The organism is Candidatus Kirkpatrickella diaphorinae, from assembly GCF_025736875.1.
GTDB classification, from domain to species: Bacteria; Pseudomonadota; Alphaproteobacteria; order Acetobacterales; family Acetobacteraceae; genus Sorlinia; species Sorlinia diaphorinae.
Genome location: NZ_CP107052.1, coordinates 1,736,385 through 1,754,659, shown reverse-complemented (window position 1 = coordinate 1,754,659; position 18,275 = coordinate 1,736,385). Strand labels below are relative to the sequence as shown.

Annotated in this window: 19 protein-coding genes and 1 tRNA gene; 10 read left to right on the top strand and 10 right to left on the bottom strand. The window is 58.4% G+C overall.

The annotated features are described in order from the left end of the window. Window position 1 precedes the first annotated feature (1 nt). Both N5W20_RS07775 and N5W20_RS07770 read right to left on the bottom strand, forming a co-directional pair. Entirely contained in the window at window positions 2-1,072 is a 1,071-nt protein-coding gene (locus N5W20_RS07775; RefSeq protein ID WP_319806577.1) for an energy transducer TonB, read from the bottom strand. A 239-nt stretch (window positions 1,073-1,311) separates the two neighbouring features. Next, window positions 1,312-2,091: an alpha/beta fold hydrolase gene (locus tag N5W20_RS07770; protein ID WP_319807870.1), complete on the bottom strand. Its 780-nt coding sequence runs from the start codon at window positions 2,089-2,091 to the stop codon at window positions 1,312-1,314. Window positions 2,092-2,213: 122 nt separating this feature from the next. Here N5W20_RS07770 and N5W20_RS07765 point away from each other — a divergent pair, with 122 nt between their 5' ends. From N5W20_RS07765 to N5W20_RS07720, 10 genes are all read left to right on the top strand, one after another. Further along, on the top strand, window positions 2,214-4,022 hold the full coding sequence (locus N5W20_RS07765; RefSeq protein ID WP_319806576.1) for a chloride channel protein: 1,809 nt from the start codon (window positions 2,214-2,216) through the stop codon (window positions 4,020-4,022). 195 nt (window positions 4,023-4,217) lie between these two features. After that, window positions 4,218-4,577 (top strand): AtpZ/AtpI family protein, encoded by a 360-nt coding sequence (locus N5W20_RS07760; protein WP_319806575.1) that lies wholly within the window; start codon window positions 4,218-4,220, stop codon window positions 4,575-4,577. Window positions 4,578-4,651: 74 nt separating this feature from the next. Further along, entirely contained in the window at window positions 4,652-5,401 is a 750-nt protein-coding gene (locus N5W20_RS07755) for a F0F1 ATP synthase subunit A (RefSeq protein WP_319806574.1), read from the top strand. Between the two features lie 47 nt (window positions 5,402-5,448). Beyond that, window positions 5,449-5,673, top strand: a complete 225-nt coding sequence (locus tag N5W20_RS07750; protein WP_319806573.1) for an ATP synthase subunit C family protein — start codon at window positions 5,449-5,451, stop codon at window positions 5,671-5,673. 17 nt (window positions 5,674-5,690) lie between these two features. Then, on the top strand, window positions 5,691-6,308 hold the full coding sequence (locus N5W20_RS07745; RefSeq protein WP_319806572.1) for a F0F1 ATP synthase subunit B family protein: 618 nt from the start codon (window positions 5,691-5,693) through the stop codon (window positions 6,306-6,308). Between the two features lie 12 nt (window positions 6,309-6,320). Further along, a complete protein-coding gene (locus tag N5W20_RS07740) occupies window positions 6,321-6,839 on the top strand; it encodes a F0F1 ATP synthase subunit B family protein (RefSeq protein WP_319806571.1) in 519 nt (172 codons plus the stop codon). A 57-nt stretch (window positions 6,840-6,896) separates the two neighbouring features. Further along, a complete protein-coding gene (locus N5W20_RS07735) occupies window positions 6,897-7,631 on the top strand; it encodes a glycosyltransferase family 2 protein (protein WP_319806570.1) in 735 nt (244 codons plus the stop codon). A gap of 4 nt (window positions 7,632-7,635) precedes the next feature. After that, window positions 7,636-9,297: an ArnT family glycosyltransferase gene (locus N5W20_RS07730; protein WP_319806569.1), complete on the top strand. Its 1,662-nt coding sequence runs from the start codon at window positions 7,636-7,638 to the stop codon at window positions 9,295-9,297. 119 nt (window positions 9,298-9,416) lie between these two features. Further along, window positions 9,417-10,223, top strand: coding sequence for a creatininase family protein (locus N5W20_RS07725; protein ID WP_319806568.1), 807 nt, complete (start codon window positions 9,417-9,419; stop codon window positions 10,221-10,223). Between the two features lie 48 nt (window positions 10,224-10,271). Beyond that, window positions 10,272-11,486, top strand: a complete 1,215-nt coding sequence (locus N5W20_RS07720; RefSeq protein ID WP_319806567.1) for a YncE family protein — start codon at window positions 10,272-10,274, stop codon at window positions 11,484-11,486. Window positions 11,487-11,528: 42 nt separating this feature from the next. Here N5W20_RS07720 and N5W20_RS07715 read toward each other — a convergent pair whose 3' ends face one another. The 8 genes from N5W20_RS07715 to N5W20_RS07680 all read right to left on the bottom strand — a co-directional run bounded on the left by N5W20_RS07715 (window position 11,529) and on the right by N5W20_RS07680 (window position 18,237). Next, on the bottom strand, window positions 11,529-12,362 hold the full coding sequence (locus N5W20_RS07715) for a nitroreductase family protein (protein WP_319806566.1): 834 nt from the start codon (window positions 12,360-12,362) through the stop codon (window positions 11,529-11,531). A gap of 14 nt (window positions 12,363-12,376) precedes the next feature. Then, window positions 12,377-12,928 (bottom strand): adenine phosphoribosyltransferase, encoded by a 552-nt coding sequence (locus tag N5W20_RS07710; RefSeq protein WP_319806565.1) that lies wholly within the window; start codon window positions 12,926-12,928, stop codon window positions 12,377-12,379. A 66-nt stretch (window positions 12,929-12,994) separates the two neighbouring features. Then, window positions 12,995-13,363, bottom strand: coding sequence for a response regulator (locus N5W20_RS07705; RefSeq protein WP_319806564.1), 369 nt, complete (start codon window positions 13,361-13,363; stop codon window positions 12,995-12,997). A gap of 7 nt (window positions 13,364-13,370) precedes the next feature. Beyond that, a complete protein-coding gene (locus tag N5W20_RS07700) occupies window positions 13,371-14,693 on the bottom strand; it encodes a multidrug effflux MFS transporter (protein ID WP_319806563.1) in 1,323 nt (440 codons plus the stop codon). A gap of 229 nt (window positions 14,694-14,922) precedes the next feature. Next, a complete protein-coding gene (locus tag N5W20_RS07695) occupies window positions 14,923-15,609 on the bottom strand; it encodes a TVP38/TMEM64 family protein (RefSeq protein ID WP_319806562.1) in 687 nt (228 codons plus the stop codon). Window positions 15,610-15,734: 125 nt separating this feature from the next. Further along, window positions 15,735-16,226 carry a lysozyme gene (locus N5W20_RS07690; protein WP_319806561.1) on the bottom strand — a complete coding sequence of 164 codons (492 nt, stop codon included), beginning with the start codon at window positions 16,224-16,226 and terminating at the stop codon, window positions 15,735-15,737. A gap of 484 nt (window positions 16,227-16,710) precedes the next feature. Then, window positions 16,711-16,785: transfer RNA gene (locus N5W20_RS07685), tRNA-Thr, on the bottom strand. A gap of 120 nt (window positions 16,786-16,905) precedes the next feature. Next, a complete protein-coding gene (locus N5W20_RS07680; RefSeq protein ID WP_319806560.1) occupies window positions 16,906-18,237 on the bottom strand; it encodes a bifunctional folylpolyglutamate synthase/dihydrofolate synthase in 1,332 nt (443 codons plus the stop codon). Window positions 18,238-18,275: the final 38 nt, after the last annotated feature.

Below are 18,275 nucleotides of genomic sequence, written 5' to 3'. Positions count from 1 at the left end.
GTTACCCGCGTATCAGGATGTAATTGATGGTCATATCAATATCAAAATGGTCACCAACCATGTCCGGCGGAATCGGCGGGAGCTGCGCATGCATACTGAAAATACTCATGGCAGCGGCATCCAGCGCGTAGGAACCGGATTGCCCCGTCACGCGGACGGACTTCACCCGCCCCTGCCGATCCAGCACGACATGCAGGGAGGACTCCCCCTCCTCCCCGTTAGCCACGGCGTCGGCAGGGTAGAAGAGCCGGCTGCGGATCCAGCGTGAGAGCTCCTCCCCGTAATCTTCACTCACGCCACGGATTTTCCGCACGGAGAGATTGGGCGAGTTCACCGTCCCATTTTTGACGAGAGGCCCGTAAGACATATCGACCGGTCCGTGCGCGCCGCCATAGCGGCCCGTGCGTCGGCGGGGAGCGGGTGAGGCATCATTGTAATCCAGATTCGCCATGTTCTCGAAGGGGTTTCTGGATTTCGGCGCACTTTGGCGGCGCTGGGCGTGGCGCGGCGGAAGCGGCGGCGTCGGGTGCGGGGCGTCGGTCGGGATAGCGGCGTTTGTTGTGGCGGGGGCGGCCTCGTCACCCGCCTCATCAGGCGGCATCACCGGTGACATGGGTTGCGGTGTCGCGCTGCCTGATGTTTCGTCCCGCGCAACCTCATCCTGAAGGTCTGCAGCGTTCCGCGCGGGCTTGCCGTGCGATGGCAGACCGGCTTTCTGCGCCCCCGCATCACTGTTATTTTGCGGCCCCTGCATCGTACCCTGCATGGGGGTGTCAAATGTCACCTCCACCTCATCCGGCAGATCGCCTTGCGCGTGCCCAAGGAAATCATGATGCCGCGATTGCCAGATAAGCAGGGTGACAAGACATAAATGCAGAATGATCGTGCTGAAAAACGGCCCTGAGAAAGAATTTTCCGGTGCGGCGCGCGGCGTCAGTTTTGTGCGGGTCGGGTGCAGGCGGGCGATGGCGGCGATGGGCGGCACATATTGCGCAAACCGGCTCTTGATCGTCGCCTTCAGCGGTGCCTCAACCTCTCGCGCTGATCGTTGTGCAAACAGGCGCGGCTCCACGCGGCGCGCCGCGTCCCCCTGACGCCCCTGGAGCTCCGAACGGATTTCGGTCGATTTAAAGTCCGGCGTGCGGTTCAGCGGAGCACCTGCGTCATAAAAATCAGAACAGGGCCAGCGCGCTTATTGCCGCGACCGGCCATGGGTCAATATGGCGTCACCGCCCGTTTTTAAAAACCCTTCGACGCGTGATCTGAAACGTTACCGGCGCTGTGCCTGCCTTGATCGGCGCGAGGCTGATTTCAGTAGGCGTCAAGGAAAGTCGTCAAAAATGTGTTGAAGGTTTTGGGATCCTCGGCATGAAGCCAGTGACCGACCTTCCTCATCGTTTCAAGCCGGTGATTGGGGAAAAGTTTTTTCATGACATCGAAATGCTTTTCCGAGATGTAGGGCGAATTCTCACCCCGGATGAAAAGCACGGGCCCGTCATAAACATGTCCCTCCGGCACGTAGGGCCAGTTTTCAATGTTCGCGATGGATTCGGCAATATCCTGCAACCCCATCGTCCAACCCGGGTCATCGCCCAGACGGATATTCTGCAGAAGCAGATCCCGCACCTGCTGCGATTCAACGACGGTGCTTAAAAGATTGTTCGCACCCGCCCGATCCAGACGTTTGGGGAATTTGAGCTGAAGCAGGTCAAGCGCCAACTTGCCCTGACCATGTCCTGTCCGTGCCGGTGCCATATCACCAATCACGAGGGAGGAAACAAGTTCCGGGTGTTCAAGGGCGAGCAGCATCGCCACTTTACCCCCCATTGAATGTCCCATGATGGCGGCCGGTGTCGCGTGATGGGCAATCATTGTCTCTGCCACATCCTGCGTCATAGCGGGGTAATCCCCCGGGCCATGCGGACTGTCACCGTGATTGCGTAAATCGATGGCGAGCGTGCGTCTCTTTTCAGCGATGCGGCGCTGGAAAAACCCTAAATTGCGCGCGCGACCATAAAGGCCGTGCAGAAAAACCACGGGCGGGCGTGAATTTTCGACTTCTGGCTTGCGTTCTATCACGTTTAACAACACGGTCGGTCTGAACTCCGGATCTCCAGCCACCTGGCATCGTCCTTTCCCAGGACGTTGAGGATAAGTAGTACTGCGTCAGGCGGGGCAGTTCAACGCCCAAGCGCGCCAGAGGACAAACTTCCATGTCGCTTAATGATCATCGCACAAAACCCGCCTCCCAACGCTTCCTTGCGCCGCTTCACCTGCGCGCGCTCGTGCGACGTCATGAGGTCTGGCTGGTTGCACTCGCCGTGTCGGTTGGGGCGCTGGCGGGTTTATGCGTGTGGCTGATGACGCTGACAACGCGCCTTGCCCATAAAATTCTCTTCAATATCTCGGGAAGTGGGCGCTTATCGGGCGTCGAGCATATGACGTGGTGGCGTGTTCTGATCATCCCCGCCCTCGGTGGATTGGTTCTGGGGCTGTATAATTTGCGCCGACATCACAGACGGGGCGCGCAACCTGTTGATCCGATTGAAGCCAACGCGCTCCATGGTGGGCGTATGTCCGTGCGGGATAGCGGCGTCGTCGCGTTTCAGACGTTTCTCTCCAATGGGTGTGGGGCCTCTTTGGGTCTCGAAGCTGGTTTTACGCAGCTCGCCGCCGCATTCGGCTCCCGGATCGGCGCGGCCTTCCGTGTGCGGAAGGAGGATCTGCGCATTCTCGTCGGATGTGGGGCCGGTGCGGCGATCGGTGCGGCATTCAATGCCCCGATGGCAGGCTCATTTTATGCCTTTGAATTGATTCTCGGCAGTTACTCCCTCGCCAATGTCGCGCCCGTCGTTGTCGCAACGCTCTCTGCGATCGGCATGACGCATTTCCTCGGTTGCGAGACGCGACTACTCACTTTCCCGGCTTTCGAAGGATTTGAATGGCAGGATGTGCCACCCGTCATCGCATTGGCCATCATCTGCGCCCTTCTCGGGATCGTGATCATGAAAGGCGTCGCGCAGGCGGAAATGGTTTTTCAGAAATATGTTTCCAAGTCATGGCTTCGGCCCATGATGGGGGGCATCGTCGTCGGCTGCCTCGCTCTTTACACACCGACAGTCCTCTCAGGCGGACATGCGGCGATGGGGTTGGTTTATGATGGCCGATTTACCCTGCTCGTTGCGGCAAGCTTTCTGCTCGTCAAAATCATTGCATCCTGCGTGTCTATCGGCGCGGGATTTCGCGGTGGCCTGTTTTTTGCGTCACTTTATATCGGGGTTCTGACAGGGGATATTTTCCACGCTGTTTTGCGCCTGATGGGGGTAACCCATTTTTCCCCGCAACTCGCGATGACGGTCGGGATGGCCGCCATGGCCACCGCCATTATCGGCAGCCCGATGGCCATGGTGTGTCTCGCGCTTGAAATGACCGGGGATTTCGCGCTCGCTATCGGTGTCCTGCTGGCGAATATGATGGCGATGCTGACAGTGCGGCGCCTCTTCGGCTATTCCTTCGCGACATGGCGCTTTCATTTGCGTGGCGAGACGATTCGCTCCGCCCTTGATGTCAGCTGGATGCGCCGCCTCAATGTCAAAAGCATGATGCGGGCGCCGGATGCCGTCATGTCGTGCGATACGTCCATCTGTCAGGCCAGATCCTCGGTTCCACTCGGCGCTGCGCGCGGTGTCGTGGTGGTGGATGCGGCGCAGAATTATGTCGGCATCGTGCAACTCAGTGACCTTCATAATGATGTGCATGCGGCTGATGAAAAGATCGCGTCGCTGTCCATGCTGCATCATCACTTCCTCACGCCATCCATGAATATTCAGGAAGCCGTCCATATCTTCACCCTGGCGGAAGCGGACGCGCTCGCCGTCGTCGAATCATGCACTGATCGCAGATTGCTCGGTGTATTGACGGAGAAATACGCGTTGCGCCGTTACGCGGAGGAACTGGACCGCAATCGACGGGAATGGGCAGGCGAGGCGCGGCTTCGGCATGATGGCCCGCATGGCGCGTAGCGGAATGAGGCGATCCGGTTCTTCCGCCTACATCGGGGCTTGAATCCGGCTTTGCAAGGCCGTGTTTTATTACCATGCTGTTGAAAAAAACGCCTGACTCTTCCCGATACGGTCCCGCAGCGATTGACATGCTGCAACTTCATGGCTAGCAACCGCGTCACCAAGGCAGCTCATATGACAAGGGGGTGCGGCGGTATGGAATTATTGAAAGAAGATGGCGCTGATAAACCCTCCCAATCACGAGGGGGACCGGCGGCAAGCTTTGATCAAAGGCTGGCTCAGGCCGAGTCGCGCCTGGGTCCGGACCCGTCTATGCGGGATGAGGCCGACGCGGCATCGGGCGAGAATGCGGGAAAGGGCGACATGTCCCTTTTCGGCTTTGCTGCGCGTATCGGGACCGAAATGGTTGCCGCGCTCGTCGTGGGTGGCCTGATCGGTTACGGGCTTGATCGTTTATTGGGATTCCGTGCCTTGTTCCTCGTCATTTTCGCCCTTGCCGGTGGAGCTGCCGGCACGTTAAACGTTCTGCGCGCCGTCAAGCAGGTGAATATCTGAGGGGCAGGTGCAGGGCGGTCATCAGTTTTACAGCCACCGTGACCGGTGGCTGAGGTAGAAGCGGGAGAGGCAGTTTGGCCGCCGAGAGAACGATCGACGCACTCAGTCAGTTCGAGCTTTATCCGGTGCTCGGACAGGTGGGTGCGGCACTTCAGATCAGCCAATCCCCTGTTTTTATGGCCATTGCCGTCCTGATTGTGCTGGCGCTGCTTTATGCAGGCATGCGCCCCGCCGCCGTCGTGCCGGGGCGACTCCAGGCCGCGGCCGAAATTGGCTATGAGTTCATCCATAATCTCGCTGTTGAGACGATCGGGCCGAAAGGGACAACATTCTTCCCCTTCGTCTTCGCGATCTTTTTCTTCATTCTGGCGGGTAATTATCTCGGCCTGCTGCCTTACTCATTTACCTTCACCAGTCACATCGTCATCACGGTGGCGCTGGCGCTGATGGTGTTTGCTGTCTCCATTCTGGCCTCACTCAGATATCAGGGTTTCGGGTTTTTCACGCATTTCATGCCGGAAGGCGCGCCGAAATTGCTGGCGCCATTGCTGATCCCGATTGAGATCATTTCATTCCTGTCGCGCCCGGTCAGTCTTTCCATCCGGCTTTTTGCCAATATGATGGCAGGCCACGTGCTGCTTGAGGTGTTTGCCGGTTTCACCATCATGCTGGCCGGGGTCGGGATTTTCGGCCCCGTGCTCGCCGTCGCGCCCGTCGCGATCAACATCGCCCTGATGGGTCTGGAATTGCTGGTGGGTTTGTTGCAGGCTTATGTCTTCGCCATTCTCACCTGCATTTATCTGCGTGAGGCCGTGACACATTAATGTCGCCGCCTCGATATCTCTTGTTTGTTTGATAAGGAAGTAACTTCATGGACGTCTCAGCTGCTCGTGAAATCGGTGCCGGTATTGCTGTCATCGCCCTTGCCGGTGTCGGTATCGGGCTCGGTAATATCTTCTCGACCCTCGTAAGCTCAATTGCGCGTAACCCGGCGTCGCGCCAGCATGTTTTCGGGCTTGGTATGCTCGGCTTCGCTCTGACGGAAGCTGTGGCGCTCTTCGCGCTTCTGATCGCCTTCCTCATTCTGTTCGTCTGAGATCGGGTTATTTCGGCATGCCAAGGGCCATACGATCATCATCGACGCGTTTCGGGATACTGTCCCGTGCGCTGATTTTGACATTGGGCGTTTATCCCGCTTTCGCGCGGGCCGAAGGCATGCCCCAGCTTGATTTCAAAAACACGCTCCTGCTGGGCCAGGTCTTCTGGGGCGCGATCATCTTCATCGCTTTCTACCTCGTGCTCAGCCGTTCAGCTCTGCCGCGGGTGGAGCATGTTCTGACAGATCGTCGCCAGCGTATTGAGGGTGACCTTGAGACGGCACGCCATGCGCGGCGCGGTGCTGACCACGCGGTGGAAGAGCTACATCGCGTCCGGAAGGAAGCCGCCGCCCAGGCGCAGGAAAATATCGACCGCGTCCTCCGTGAAGCCCGTGAAGCCGCGGAATCTGAAAATCGCGCCATGGCCGAGCGCTTGAACCGTGAGATCGTGGAAGCTGAAAAACGCATCGCGGCGGAGCGCGAGGCGGCTATGGCCGCCCTGCCAGACGTCGCGACGTCAACGGCGGAGGCGATTATCGCCAAAATCCTGACGCCACCGCACGCAGCCACCACGCCATCCGGCCAGGCCATTCGGGAAGCTGTCGCGCAGGCGCTTCCGCGTCAATCAGATTGATCGGAGGGCACCATGCTTCACGACCAGAGATTTTATGTCGCTGTTGCCTTCGTGCTGTTCTTCGTCTTTTTTGGACGCAAGATCTGGCGGGTGGTGGCCTCGGGACTGGACAGCCGGGCCGCGCAGGTGCGGCGTGACCTCGATGAGGCGGGCGCTTTACGCCGAGAGGCCGAGAAGATGCTTGAGGATGCCACGCGTAGCCGTGAAGAAGCGATTGCCGACGCCAAAACACTGATCGAAAATTCCCGTCGTGAGGCCGCCATGATTGCCGATGCCGCCCAGCGCAAGGCGGAGCAGGTTCTTCAGCAGCGGGAGCGCCTCGCTCATGATCGCATCGCCGCTTCCCGCCGGGCCGCGATCCAGGACGTGAAGGAGGTGGCTTCCCAGGCTGCCGTCACGGCTGTGCGGTCCCTCATGAGTCAGGATGTTGCACGCAACGACTCGCTGGCCCAAAATCTGCTTGATCAGGGTCTCGATGCTTTACCGGATGCGCTGAACAGGCATGACGGGAAAACGGCGAAACGCCACTAACGCTTTCGGCGCGCCCAAGCGCTTCCGAACATGATCGGGATGAGGTAAGCTCCAGAAATGTCCCGCCCTCTCTCGATCGTCATCGCTGTTTTGAATGAGGCCCGCAATGTGGGGCCGGTTTGTGCCGAACTGTCAAAAATGGCGGCGTCATTCCCTGAGCATGAAGTCATTTTCGTCAATGATGGCAGCACGGATGATACATTGGCGTCGCTGCGTGCGGCGCGGGCGGCGGGGCTGACGCAGATGCGGATTATCAGTCATGACCGGCGTCTCGGCAAATCCGCGGCGCTCCGCACCGGCATAGAGGCGGCGCAGGGACAGTGGATCGCCACAATGGATGGTGACGGACAGGATGATCCGGCAACCATCATCGCGATGTATCGCGCCGCCACGCACGCTATGGAGGCGGAGGCTGAAGCGCCGATTGTCGTCGGTGTGCGGCGCAAGCGACGTGACGGGCTCTCTCGACGCCTGGCCACGCGCATTGCAAACGGTCTACGGCAGAAACTCCTGAAAGATGGCTGCCCGGATACAGGGGCGCCCATGAAGCTTTTTCGTCGGGACATGTTTCTGCGCCTGCCGCAATTTGAGGGGCTGCATCGGTTTTTACCCGCCTTGTTCGGCACTTACGGTGCAAAGCTGATCTGTATCGAAACGCAACATCGGCCCCGTCTGCACGGTAGTTCAAAATACACTAATTTCGGCCGCGCCTGCGTGGGGCTTCGCGACATGATGGGTGTTGCCTGGCTTCAAAACCGCACGCGCCTGCCGCGCCAGCTTACGGAAGAATAGCGGTTTGGCGCGCTTAGACTGGCGCCATTACAGCGCCATCGCCCTCCTGACGTTTCTGATCTTTCTGCCGGGGCGCATGACCCTGCCGCCCCTTGATCGGGACGAGCCCCGCTATATGGAAGCCTCCGCGCAGATGTTGGAGACGGGGAATTTCATCGATGTGAAATTTCTGGATCAAAAGCGCTATCTGCAACCCGCCGGTATTTACTGGCTGGAGGCGGAGGCGGAGGCGATCTTTGGTGGCCCGTCCGCGCGCCATGTCGCGTGGCCTTATCGCATCCCCAGTCTGATCGCCGTCACAAGTGCCGTCACATTGACGGCTTGGCTCGGGAGCCTGCTTTTCGGTGCGATGACGGGTTTGCTGGCGGCGGCCTTCCTCGCTGTCTCAACGCTTATGACGGCGGAAGGGCGGATGGCGACGATCGACACCGTCCTGCTCTTCGATATTCTTCTGGTTCAGGGCGCCCTGCTCAAAACCTATCTGTCCGCGCAGCAGGGGCGCGTTGCTCCCTTTAAATGGGCTTTGTTGTTCTGGCTCGCGCTGGGATGCGGGCTGATGTTGAAGGGGCCGGTCGTCCTCATCCCGTCTTTCGGCACGATTGGCGCTTTGTGGCTATGTGAGCGACGGCGGGAATGGTGGCGCGGGCTCCGCTTTAAATGTGGTTGGCTCATCGCGCTGGCGGTCGTTCTACCGTGGTGCATCGCGATCGGGTTCGTCAGTCATGGCGCGTTTTTCCGTGATGCGGTTGAGGTTAATTTTCTCGGCAAGATCGGCCAGGGTCAGCAGGCGCATGGTTTGCCGATGGGTTATCATCTCGCGGTGTTTCTGCTCGCTTTCTGGCCGGGCTCGTTTTTCGCCGTGCTGGCATTGCCGCAGATCTGGGCGCGACGTCATGAGATGGCTGTTCGATATCTGCTCTGCTGGATCATCCCGCACTGGCTCGTCTTTGAAATCATCGCGACAAAATTACCGCATTACGTCCTTCCCACTTATCCCGCGATCGCCATTCTGGCATCCGCCGGTATTATGGCATGGGCGCCCGCTGTGCCGCGTCACCTCGTCGGACGTTGGCTGACCCGGCTTTACGGCGCGCTGTGGTTGATCGTAGGGTTGGCTCTGGCCGTATCAGGCGGAGTGCTGATCTGGCGGGACCAGCATTTCGTCCATCCTCTCCTCATTTTCGGCTCCGTGCTTGCCTGCGTGACGTTGGGCGCGTCCGGCGTCGCATTGCTTCAGGCGCGGCGCCGCGTGGCGGCGATCTGGGCTGTTCTTTCCGCCGTGCTGATCCATCTCGGGTTGTTTCTGATCGTCATCCCGAAATTATCGACCATTCAACTCGCGCCTCACGCTGCGGCACTATTTAAAGCGCATCGGATATGTGGCGATCAGACGACGCTTTTATCACCTTCTTATTCCGAGCCTTCTCTCGCCTTCCTCGTCGGGACGCAGACGAAGCTCTTCGGTGTCAGTGCGGCGGCGACCTACATGGCGTGGCGTCCTCAATGCACTTTGGTCCTGATTGACGTCAAGGCAGAGGGTCGTTTCAAAGCCGTTCTGGGAGATCAGCAGGAAGATCTCGAATTATTAGGACGGGTCAGCGGTTTAAATTATTCCAACGGGCACAAACTCGACCTTGGGCTTTGGCGGCTTAAAGCCGCGCCCTGATTCTCACCCAAAATTTTAATTCAGTTGCCGATGCAAAGACGTGTTTACTCCAGGCGTTGCAATGAGGGGCTGCCTGACTAAAGGCCGCTCATCCATTTTGCCGCTGCTCGGGGATGAAAATGCACGTCGTACCGCGCATGATTTTGTTTATCGGGGTCGCGTTTCGGTTTGGCTTTCCCACCCCATCGGCTCTCGCGGCGCCGGAAGTCGCGCTTGAAAAAATGACCTGGCCGGAAATCGCCCGCGCCATTCAGAATGGCGACAAGACGGTGATCATCCCGATTGGCGGGACGGAGCAGAGCGGGCCTTTCATCGCGGTCGGTAAACATAATGTCCGCGCCGCGGCGCTCGCTTTACGGATCGCGCGGGGACTGGGCCATTGCCTGGTCGCGCCCGTCATCGCCTACGTGCCGGAAGGCGACACGTCGCCCCGCACATCTCATATGCGCTTCCCTGGGACGATCTCGATCCCACCCCGGATTTTCGAAGGGCTGCTCATGGGTGCGGCTGGAAGCCTGCGTGCGCAGGGCTTCCAACATATCGCCATTATCTCCGACCATGGTGGTTACCGCGCCTCTGTCGCGCGTGTGACGCAGCAACTCAACACGCGTTGGCGAAATGCAGCCCGCGTGATCGATATAACGCCCTATTACGATGTCCTGCAAAGCCGGTTCGCCCCATGGTTGCGGGAGAGGGGATTTGCGCAGGATATCGGCCAACACGCGGATTTGATGGATACGTCTCTCATGCTGGCGGTTGATCCTACGATGGTTCGGCTTGCGCTGATGAAGAAGTCTTTAAAGCCAGGGAAAGAAGACGGTGTGTATGGAGGTGATCCCCGGCCTAGCACCGCCGCGCTCGGCGCGGTTGGCACTTCCTTTCAGGTTGACGCGGCCATTGCCCGGCTGCGTCGAGAGTACAAATAATTGAAAGGATCATTGATGAGCTTACTGCATTTGAGATTCTTCTTTTCAATGGCCGTTGTCGCAGGGTCACCCTTCATTCTGTCCGCCCTTTCCTCCGCGCAGCCCAATGACGGGTCGGCAAAACGTCCCGCTTTTTCGCTCGAAAAAACGCCTGTCCCAAATGCGGCGCCGTTGCCGTCGGAGGAGGTAAAAACGATCCCGGGTATGCCGCCCGTTATAAACCCGAAAAATATTTATAGCGAAACGTCAGGCCCCGAGAAATTGTCGCCTGTTGTGGCGCATGATCTTAAACGGGTTTACGTCCCCAATCTGAGAGGGAATTCGGTTTCAGTCATTGATCAGGCGAGTTTTAAAGTCGTTGACAGCTTCAAAGTGGGCCGCAGCCCGCAACATGTTGTGCCATCCTGGGACCTCCGCCACTTATGGGTGACGAATAATGCCGAAGGCCGTGCGGATGGCAGCCTCACGTCGATTGACCCGGTGACGGGTCGGCCCGGCCCCTCTCTGCCCGTGGATGATCCGTATAATATGTATTTCACCCCGGACGGTAAATTCGCGATCACCGTCGCGGAGGCCCACCGTCGATTGGATTTCCGCGAGCCGCTTTCCATGGCGCTGATTGGCTCGGTATCGACTCCGGAATGCTCCGGCGTCAACCATGCCGGATTTTCCGGTGATGGGCGCTATGCCATTTTCACCTGTGAGTTTGGCGGCTATCTCGTCAAAGTGGATACTGTTAATCGCAAGGTGCTTGGCTATCTCAAATTGTCAAAAGGGGGTATGCCGCAGGATATCCAGACAGCGCCGGATGGTCACCGCTTCTATGTCGCGGACATGATGGCTGACGGTGTCTTCATTCTGAATGGCGATATATTCAAGGAGACGGGGTTTATCCCGACTGGTGTCGGGACACATGGGGAATATATCAGCCGGGACAGCAAATTGCTTTATGTCGCCAATCGCGGCTCCCACAAAATTCATGGGCCGAAGAACGGTCCGGGCAGTGTCTCCGTCATTGATCTCGCGACCGATAAGGTCATCAAAAACTGGCCGATCCCTGGCGGGGGCAGCCCGGATATGGGGAATGTCTCGGCGGATGGCCGTTACCTCTGGCTTTCCGGGCGTTTCGATGATGTGGTTTATGCCATTGACACGCAAACCGGTGCCGTCCGCAAAATCCCGGTGGGGCTGGAGCCCCATGGCCTGACCGTCTGGCCGCAACCGGGGCGTTATTCTCTGGGCCATACCGGCATTTTACGGTGAGGTCATCAACGGCGCTGGCGGGTGACACCCCACCGCGCCGCTTCAGGTGAGAGGAAAGCCGAGCGCCTGGAGCACGTCGTGCAGCTCCTTGCGTTTATTGACATAAGCGTGATCCGTCGCCTGACGGGCCGCGTGCGCTGTCCATCGACGGGGCGGGAGATTCTGCTCCTGCTGGAACGCGCTGGCGCGCGAGTCATAAGTGTCGATCAGCCCTGCCTCCGCCTGATGAACGTATTTTTCATGATGGAGCACGACGCTTTGCGGCAGGCGCGGCTTGATGCTGGCTGGATGGGCCGGGTCGGGCCAGCCGACACACATGCCGAAAGCGACGAAGCTCCGAGGCGGGAGTTCTAGGGCCTCCGCGACTTCCTTCACATGGCTGCGGATACCGCCAATATAGGTGATGCCCAGCCCGGCAGCCTCAAAGGCGATGGCGGCATTCTGCGCTGCGAGCGCGGCATCTATAACGGAGACGAGGAAAAAATCGAGATAATCGAGCACGATGTCCGGCTTGTCTTCCCGCTGCGCCGCGCGCTCAAGCCGTGAGAGATCCGCCACCCATGCGAGGAAGACAGGCGCCTTGCGCACGTGATCCTGATTGCCGGATAATCGCGCCATGAGGTCGCGCATTGCCGGATCTTGAATGGCAATGACCGACCATGCCTGCATGTTGGACGAAGTCGAGGCTGAGGAAGCTGCGGCAATCGCCCATTCCAGCACGCCCTCAGGCAGGGCGTCCGGCAGGAAGGCACGTACGGAGCGATGCGCCAACATTGTTTCAAGAGCATCGGAGAGTTTCGATGCGGCCTCAGGCCGCTTGGGCATATCGTCTTCTCGGTAGCGTTCTGCCCAGAGGGATTCCAGTTTTTGTGGCATTGTTTAACTCTTGATCACATATCGTAAGACATCAGGGCGTTCAGGTCCGTATCGATTTTCTCACGGCCTTTGAGGCCCGTCAGCTCAATCAGGACGGAAGCGCCGACCACCTCGGCCCCCACTTTTCTCAAAAGGGCGATGGAGGCTGCCAGCGTGCCGCCGGTCGCGAGCAGATCATCCAGCACGACCACACGTTGACCGGGGATGATGGCATCTTCCTGGATGTGAAGCTCGTCAGCGCCATATTCCAGCCCATATTGCAGTGAGATGGTTTTACCGGGGAGCTTGCCAGGCTTGCGCAACATGATGAAGCCGCAGCCCAGTCGCTGCGCAAGCGGCGCTGCTGTGAGGAAGCCGCGACTCTCGATTCCGGCGATGACATCCGGTTTGAAAGCGGCAACGGCGCGCGCCATGCGGGCTGTCGCGATCTGCCACGCATCGGCATGGCGGATCAGCGTCGAGATATCATAGAAAAGAATGCCTGGTTTCGGAAAGTCCGGTACGCCACGGATGAAATCTTTGAGGTTGATCTCCGGCTGGGGGTCGGCGTAGGCAGTATCCGTCATAAACGCGCTTTCAGAAGTCGAAAAAACCGGGCCTTATCCTGATGGTTTCCCCTCGATTTGTAAATGTCACACTGGTTTTTTCTGGGCGCGGGCAAGGGCGGCCAGCATCGTCGCGGCGCGAAAAGGCTTGCCCAGTCGGATAATGGCATCTCCCGCATCGAGGTTGCCCCCCTCAGTGAAGTCGCCTGAAACCAATATGGCAGGCAAATCCGGAAAGCTCTGGCGCATGTGGTCGATGAGGGCCAATCCGTCCATCTGGCCCTTGAGATGCAGGTCGGTCATGAGCAGACCGGGCACGATCTGCGCGCAGCTTTTCAGGGCGTCTTCAGCATTGGTGCATTGATGCACCGCATAGCCGTTCCGCGTCAGGAGCGTCTTGACCACAAGGGCGATAGAGGCGTCGTCCTCAACAAGCAGGACAATGATCGGACCCATGATCGCTTCAATCCACGCTGAGAATGTCGGGTGTCGAAAGCGACCGAGGTTTTCGCGCCGCGACGAGGCCCATGAGAATGGCGGCGATAAACATCAGCGCCACCATCGGCAGGGGGGATGCCGCCGGCAATGACCCGATCAGGAAGGAAGCCGCTGCGCCGAAAACATATTGAATCGTGCCTGCCAATGCGGAGGCGCTTCCCGCATGTTGATGATGGTTTTTGAGGGCCTGCACAATGATGTTGGGCGCGATGATCCCCGTCATGGACAGCGCCGTGATGAGCAGGGTGATGAAAGGTGGCAATGTCGTCGCGCGCAGCGTGCCCGCTTTTTCAGGGTAACGCACCGCGATCATCGCCACGATGAGCAGGAGCAATGTGCTGCATATGGTGACGGAGAGCGCCCAACCGAGAAGGCGCGTGCTGCGCACTTTCCCCACCAGCACGCTGTTGATCTGGGAAGCGCCGATCATGCACACGGCGCAGATGCCGAAAATCATGCCGTAATGCGCGGGGGAAAACCGGTAAAGATGCTGAAAGATGCCGGGTGCAGCCGTCAGATAAGCGAAAAACATGAAACCACTTAAACCATAAATCAAACTGCTGCATGAAAAGAGAGGTTCGCGAATGATGGCATGAAAGCGCTGCCACAAAGCCAGAATATGCACATTTTTGCGCCGCTCCAAAGGGAGTGTTTCCGGAAAAAGGAAAATCAGGATCACAGATGAGAGAACACCATATCCGGCGGATAGCCAGAAAACCGCGCGCCAACTGACCCACTCCAGCGCAAATCCGCCCAGCATCGGCGCGAGCACTGGCACAGTCCCCTGAATAAGGATGAGGCGGGACATTAATCGTGAGGCTGCGTCACCTGTCGCGAAATCACGCACGGCGGCGCTCGGGACGACGATACAGGATGATGCGGCGAGCGCGGCAAAAAACCGTGCGATCGCGAGAAGCGTCATCGTCGTCGCCCAGGCACAAGCCACGCTGCTGAGCGTATAAGCCACCATCCCCCAGAACATGACGGCCCGCCGCCCAAATCTGTCGGAAAGCGGCCCCATGATGATCTGGCCCATGGCCAGCCCGACCATCCAGGTGGATAAAGTCAGCCCGGCACTTCCAGATGGGGCGTGGAGGGACTGCTCAATTGCGGGGAAGGCGGGCAGATAGATATCTGTCGAGATGGGTCCGACAGCACAGATCATCCCTAAAAGGAACGCCACGCGTTCATAAATACGATGTCGATGCGCAATATCTTCCAGTTGCTGACCTCTCCGGATTGAGGAGAGGCGCGCACCTGCAGCATTGCGTGCGCCTGTAAGTAACATGGAACGCTCCGAAGGACTTAGAAAACGGCGCTTGATCTGTTTTTATGGTTGGACAGGTGATGAACGAAAACGGTTGAAAACTGGGTGGCATCGATATGAATCAAATAAAACGCAATCCGCTGAACGCCTGATGCAGGAGGCGCCTGCACACCAGCGCCGCGTGGCCCTGGCGGGGCAGGAAGAGCCACGCGCTCCTAAGACAAAGTCCATCCTGGCTGGGTGGTTCAATTCAAAATTTTTCCTGACGGTGGCGCATGATGAGAATGCCGAGCATCATGGAGAGGGCGAAAAGGAGCACCCCGACGGTAATCTGACTGCCCTGTCCGAGATGGGAGCCGCTTCCGATCAGGACGAAAACGAGGTTCTGCGGGAGGGAGCCGAGTAATGTTCCGGCGATGAAGGCGGAGACACCGATGTCGTAATATCCGGCACCCAGGGCGACGAGCAGGGCGGACCCGACCGGCATGAGGCGAAGCATCAGAATGGTGCGGAAGGGTGCATTCCTGGCAACATGCCCGAAGGACGCCATTTTTTTCTGCCATAAGCGTGTTGGCGGGGCTGCCTGCCCGGCGTGATCTCGTCTCTGCCGCATGATTTTTGCGAGGTAAAAATCAATAAGATTACCGAGTAAGGTGGCCGCCATGGCAAGGCCCAAACCCATCACAACCCCGAAAATCAGCCCCGCCACGGCGCATAAAGCCTGACGCGGCATCCCGAACGCCGCATAAAAAATGCCAAGAAGACAGAAAATGACGGGTGCCCACGGGGAATGCTGCCACGAAGCGACCACGCGCGTAAAATTGGCGGCGACGGGGACATAACGGGCAACGGCCATGATACCGGCCAGAATAATGACAATGAGACAGGTGCGAAGCAGCTTCCCCATGCTGCCACGTTTAAGGGGAGTCTGCTCCATGCGCCATTATTCTCCGCGATTTCAGAAGGCTGCTTTCAGGAGCCACAAGGTAAAGGGCTCGATTTCCGCCTTCTTCTATCAAGCTTGCCGAAAGTTTCAAACGAGTCGTCTTCAATAGAGATGGTCTAATCGACTTTCGGTGCGCGTTTCAGGACGTCGATCACACCCTCACCATGGAGAAATAACTGCCGTTCCGCCTCGCGCCGTCGGGTTAATTCACGCAATGTGACGCCGCCAGCATGGATCCAGAGGAGGAACTGATTGGCAGCGCTCTGGTAATCGCCCTCATTCAATCTCCGCAGAAGCGTCGAACTGGAGAAAGCGTTGGCCCCGACATTATAAATGAAGGATGTGAGGGCCGCATATTGCGCCGGGCTGAGCGCCACGCGCGTCATTGCCTCGATTTTCTGCTCAATATCGATGATCATTCTCGTGAGCATAAGATCGGCCTGCACCTGTGTGATGGCCGGACTGTCCTCCCGAACGGGCGCGCCGTCGGGCAGGCAGGTGCTGCCATAGCCGATCGTCCACGTGCCGGACAGGCATTGATAGGGGGTTAAGTTACAGCTCTCAAAATGCGCAATGAGTCTGAAAGCAAGCGTTGTCATATCATCCATTGTTTTTTTCTTTATGATGAAGGCTGAAATATCTGGACCTGCCGCGCGCGCTCTATTCACTCGAAAGGCCGGAAGAATAAGCAAGTCGAAACGTCAGGTGGCGACGCCGCGTCAGAAATGAAATTTCGGGGGAAGGAATGGAAAAGACTGCGTCCCGACAAGCGGGTTAAAATCGTCATCTTCAGGACTGAGTTCTTGATTATAAAACATCCATCTCCGTGATTCAATTGCGTGACGGGCCGTCTCAGAAAGGTCTCACCGTGCGGGAATGGCGCGCAAAGCGACGCCATCCCGGACGTTTCTTCATCTCTGTCATGTCTCAGTCGGGGCTGGGGGGCATTTTTTGCGCGCGCCAATCGGCTGGCCGCAGCGCAATCGATCCGCCAATCGGGGACGCATCGGAAAAATTGTGAGGAATCGTGACTGTGTCCGCGCCACGGGTGCAAGCGGCCCCGATAGGCGCGACAACTTCCAGATAAGAGGCTGGTGCCGGGTGAGGGATTTGAACCCCCGGCCTTCGGTTTACAAAACCGCTGCACTACCACTGTGCTAACCCGGCATCAGCAGGCCCTTTTGCGGTTAAACGGGATAATTCGTCAAGCGTAAAATCGGTTGAGACCGTTAAGAATGCCCGGGTTGACGGGAGGGCATGATTGACCCCGCCCGCATCAGGGTGGCGTCACACGCGCGCAACGACCTTGTCCCGGCGCAACGCGGCGCCAGCAAGGTAAAGACTGCCACAAATCAGAACGCGCCCCGTCGCACCACCAAGCTTTTTCAAAGCGCCGAGAATATCCGGGCCGGGGAGCGCGACATGGCCCGAGGCCGCGACGATATCCGCCACGGAAATCGCGTCATATTGATCCGGCTCTATCACAGCGTGGACAGAGGTTGCGTAAGGGAGCAGGGGGCGGATGAACCCTTCAATATCCTTGCTGCTTTTCATGCCGATCAAAAGGTGAAGCGGACGATCCTGCCATTTCTGCAATGTCGGCAGAAGGGCGTGACTCGCATGGGGATTATGCCCCCCATCAAGCCAGATCTCCCAACCGGGCGGCACGTGGTTGAGGAGCGACCCACTTAATTTCTGTAACCTTCCGGGCCATTGCGTCTGCGTGATCGCCGCCCAGTCTGCATTTTGCATCCTGTCGTTGGCAGCGCTGCGCAAGGCGGCGATGGCGAGCGCGGCATTGCCATATTGATGCTGCCCGACCAGGCCAGGTGCGGGAAGGGTGAGGTCGCCATAAGGGTCCGTGTAGGCCATCCCGCCATCGGGAAGGACGCGATAAGTGACGTCCCGCCCGATCATCCATAAGGGTGCATTCACCTTCATGGCTTCGGCTTCAATGACGGAAGTCACTGCCGCATCCTGCGCCGCGCTGATGACCGGGCAATGCGGTTTGATGATCCCCGCTTTCTCCCGCGCGATCTCAGTGATGCTGTCCCCGAGGAACGATTGATGATCCAGCCCGATCGGGGTGATGACGCTCGCGAGGGGGGCGGATATGACATTTGTCGCGTCCAGTCGCCCGCCGAGACCCACTTCAATAATGGCGAGGTCCGCCGGTTGCCGGGCGAATAGAAGAAATCCCGCAGCCGTCAGAATTTCAAAAACCGTAATGGGCGCGTCCCCATTGATGGCTTCCACTTCTTCCAGCGTTGCGGCAAGCGCATCCTCCTGCACCAACGCCCCCGCCAGACGAAATCGCTCTGCGACGGAGACGAGGTGCGGACTGGTCATGACATGGACGCGCCATTGATGGGCTTCCGCAATGGTGCGGATGAAGGCGCATGTGCTGCCCTTACCGTTCGTTCCGGCCACATGGATCACAGGGGGGAGGGCACGCTCCGGATTTCCCAATCGGTGGAGCAGCGTCGTCAGGCGGTCCAGTGACAGGTCAATATATTTCGGGTAAGCTGCCTGAACGCGCGCAAGGATTTTGCCGACCGAACCCGAATATTCGCTGGCCAGCCTGGCAGGCTGGCCTTGCGTCGGGTGTAACGGCGTCATGATCGGCGTTTCAGTCATGAGCGATGGTGCGGTCCGGG

Excerpts from the sequence above, each read along its gene's own strand:
- N5W20_RS07765 (WP_319806576.1), top strand. The coding sequence starts at position 2,214 with ATGTCGCTTAATGATCATCGCACAAAACCCGCCTCCCAACGCTTCCTT.
- N5W20_RS07760 (WP_319806575.1), top strand. The coding sequence starts at position 4,218 with ATGGAATTATTGAAAGAAGATGGCGCTGATAAACCCTCCCAATCACGA.
- N5W20_RS07750 (WP_319806573.1), top strand. The coding sequence starts at position 5,449 with ATGGACGTCTCAGCTGCTCGTGAAATCGGTGCCGGTATTGCTGTCATC.
- N5W20_RS07745 (WP_319806572.1), top strand. The coding sequence starts at position 5,691 with ATGCCAAGGGCCATACGATCATCATCGACGCGTTTCGGGATACTGTCC.
- N5W20_RS07740 (WP_319806571.1), top strand. The coding sequence starts at position 6,321 with ATGCTTCACGACCAGAGATTTTATGTCGCTGTTGCCTTCGTGCTGTTC.
- N5W20_RS07735 (WP_319806570.1), top strand. The coding sequence starts at position 6,897 with ATGTCCCGCCCTCTCTCGATCGTCATCGCTGTTTTGAATGAGGCCCGC.
- N5W20_RS07725 (WP_319806568.1), top strand. The coding sequence starts at position 9,417 with ATGCACGTCGTACCGCGCATGATTTTGTTTATCGGGGTCGCGTTTCGG.
- N5W20_RS07720 (WP_319806567.1), top strand. The coding sequence starts at position 10,272 with ATGGCCGTTGTCGCAGGGTCACCCTTCATTCTGTCCGCCCTTTCCTCC.
- N5W20_RS07715 (WP_319806566.1), bottom strand. The coding sequence starts at position 12,362 with ATGCCACAAAAACTGGAATCCCTCTGGGCAGAACGCTACCGAGAAGAC.
- N5W20_RS07710 (WP_319806565.1), bottom strand. The coding sequence starts at position 12,928 with ATGACGGATACTGCCTACGCCGACCCCCAGCCGGAGATCAACCTCAAA.
- N5W20_RS07705 (WP_319806564.1), bottom strand. The coding sequence starts at position 13,363 with ATGGGTCCGATCATTGTCCTGCTTGTTGAGGACGACGCCTCTATCGCC.
- N5W20_RS07700 (WP_319806563.1), bottom strand. The coding sequence starts at position 14,693 with ATGTTACTTACAGGCGCACGCAATGCTGCAGGTGCGCGCCTCTCCTCA.
- N5W20_RS07695 (WP_319806562.1), bottom strand. The coding sequence starts at position 15,609 with ATGGAGCAGACTCCCCTTAAACGTGGCAGCATGGGGAAGCTGCTTCGC.
- N5W20_RS07690 (WP_319806561.1), bottom strand. The coding sequence starts at position 16,226 with ATGGATGATATGACAACGCTTGCTTTCAGACTCATTGCGCATTTTGAG.
- N5W20_RS07680 (WP_319806560.1), bottom strand. The coding sequence starts at position 18,237 with ATGACGCCGTTACACCCGACGCAAGGCCAGCCTGCCAGGCTGGCCAGC.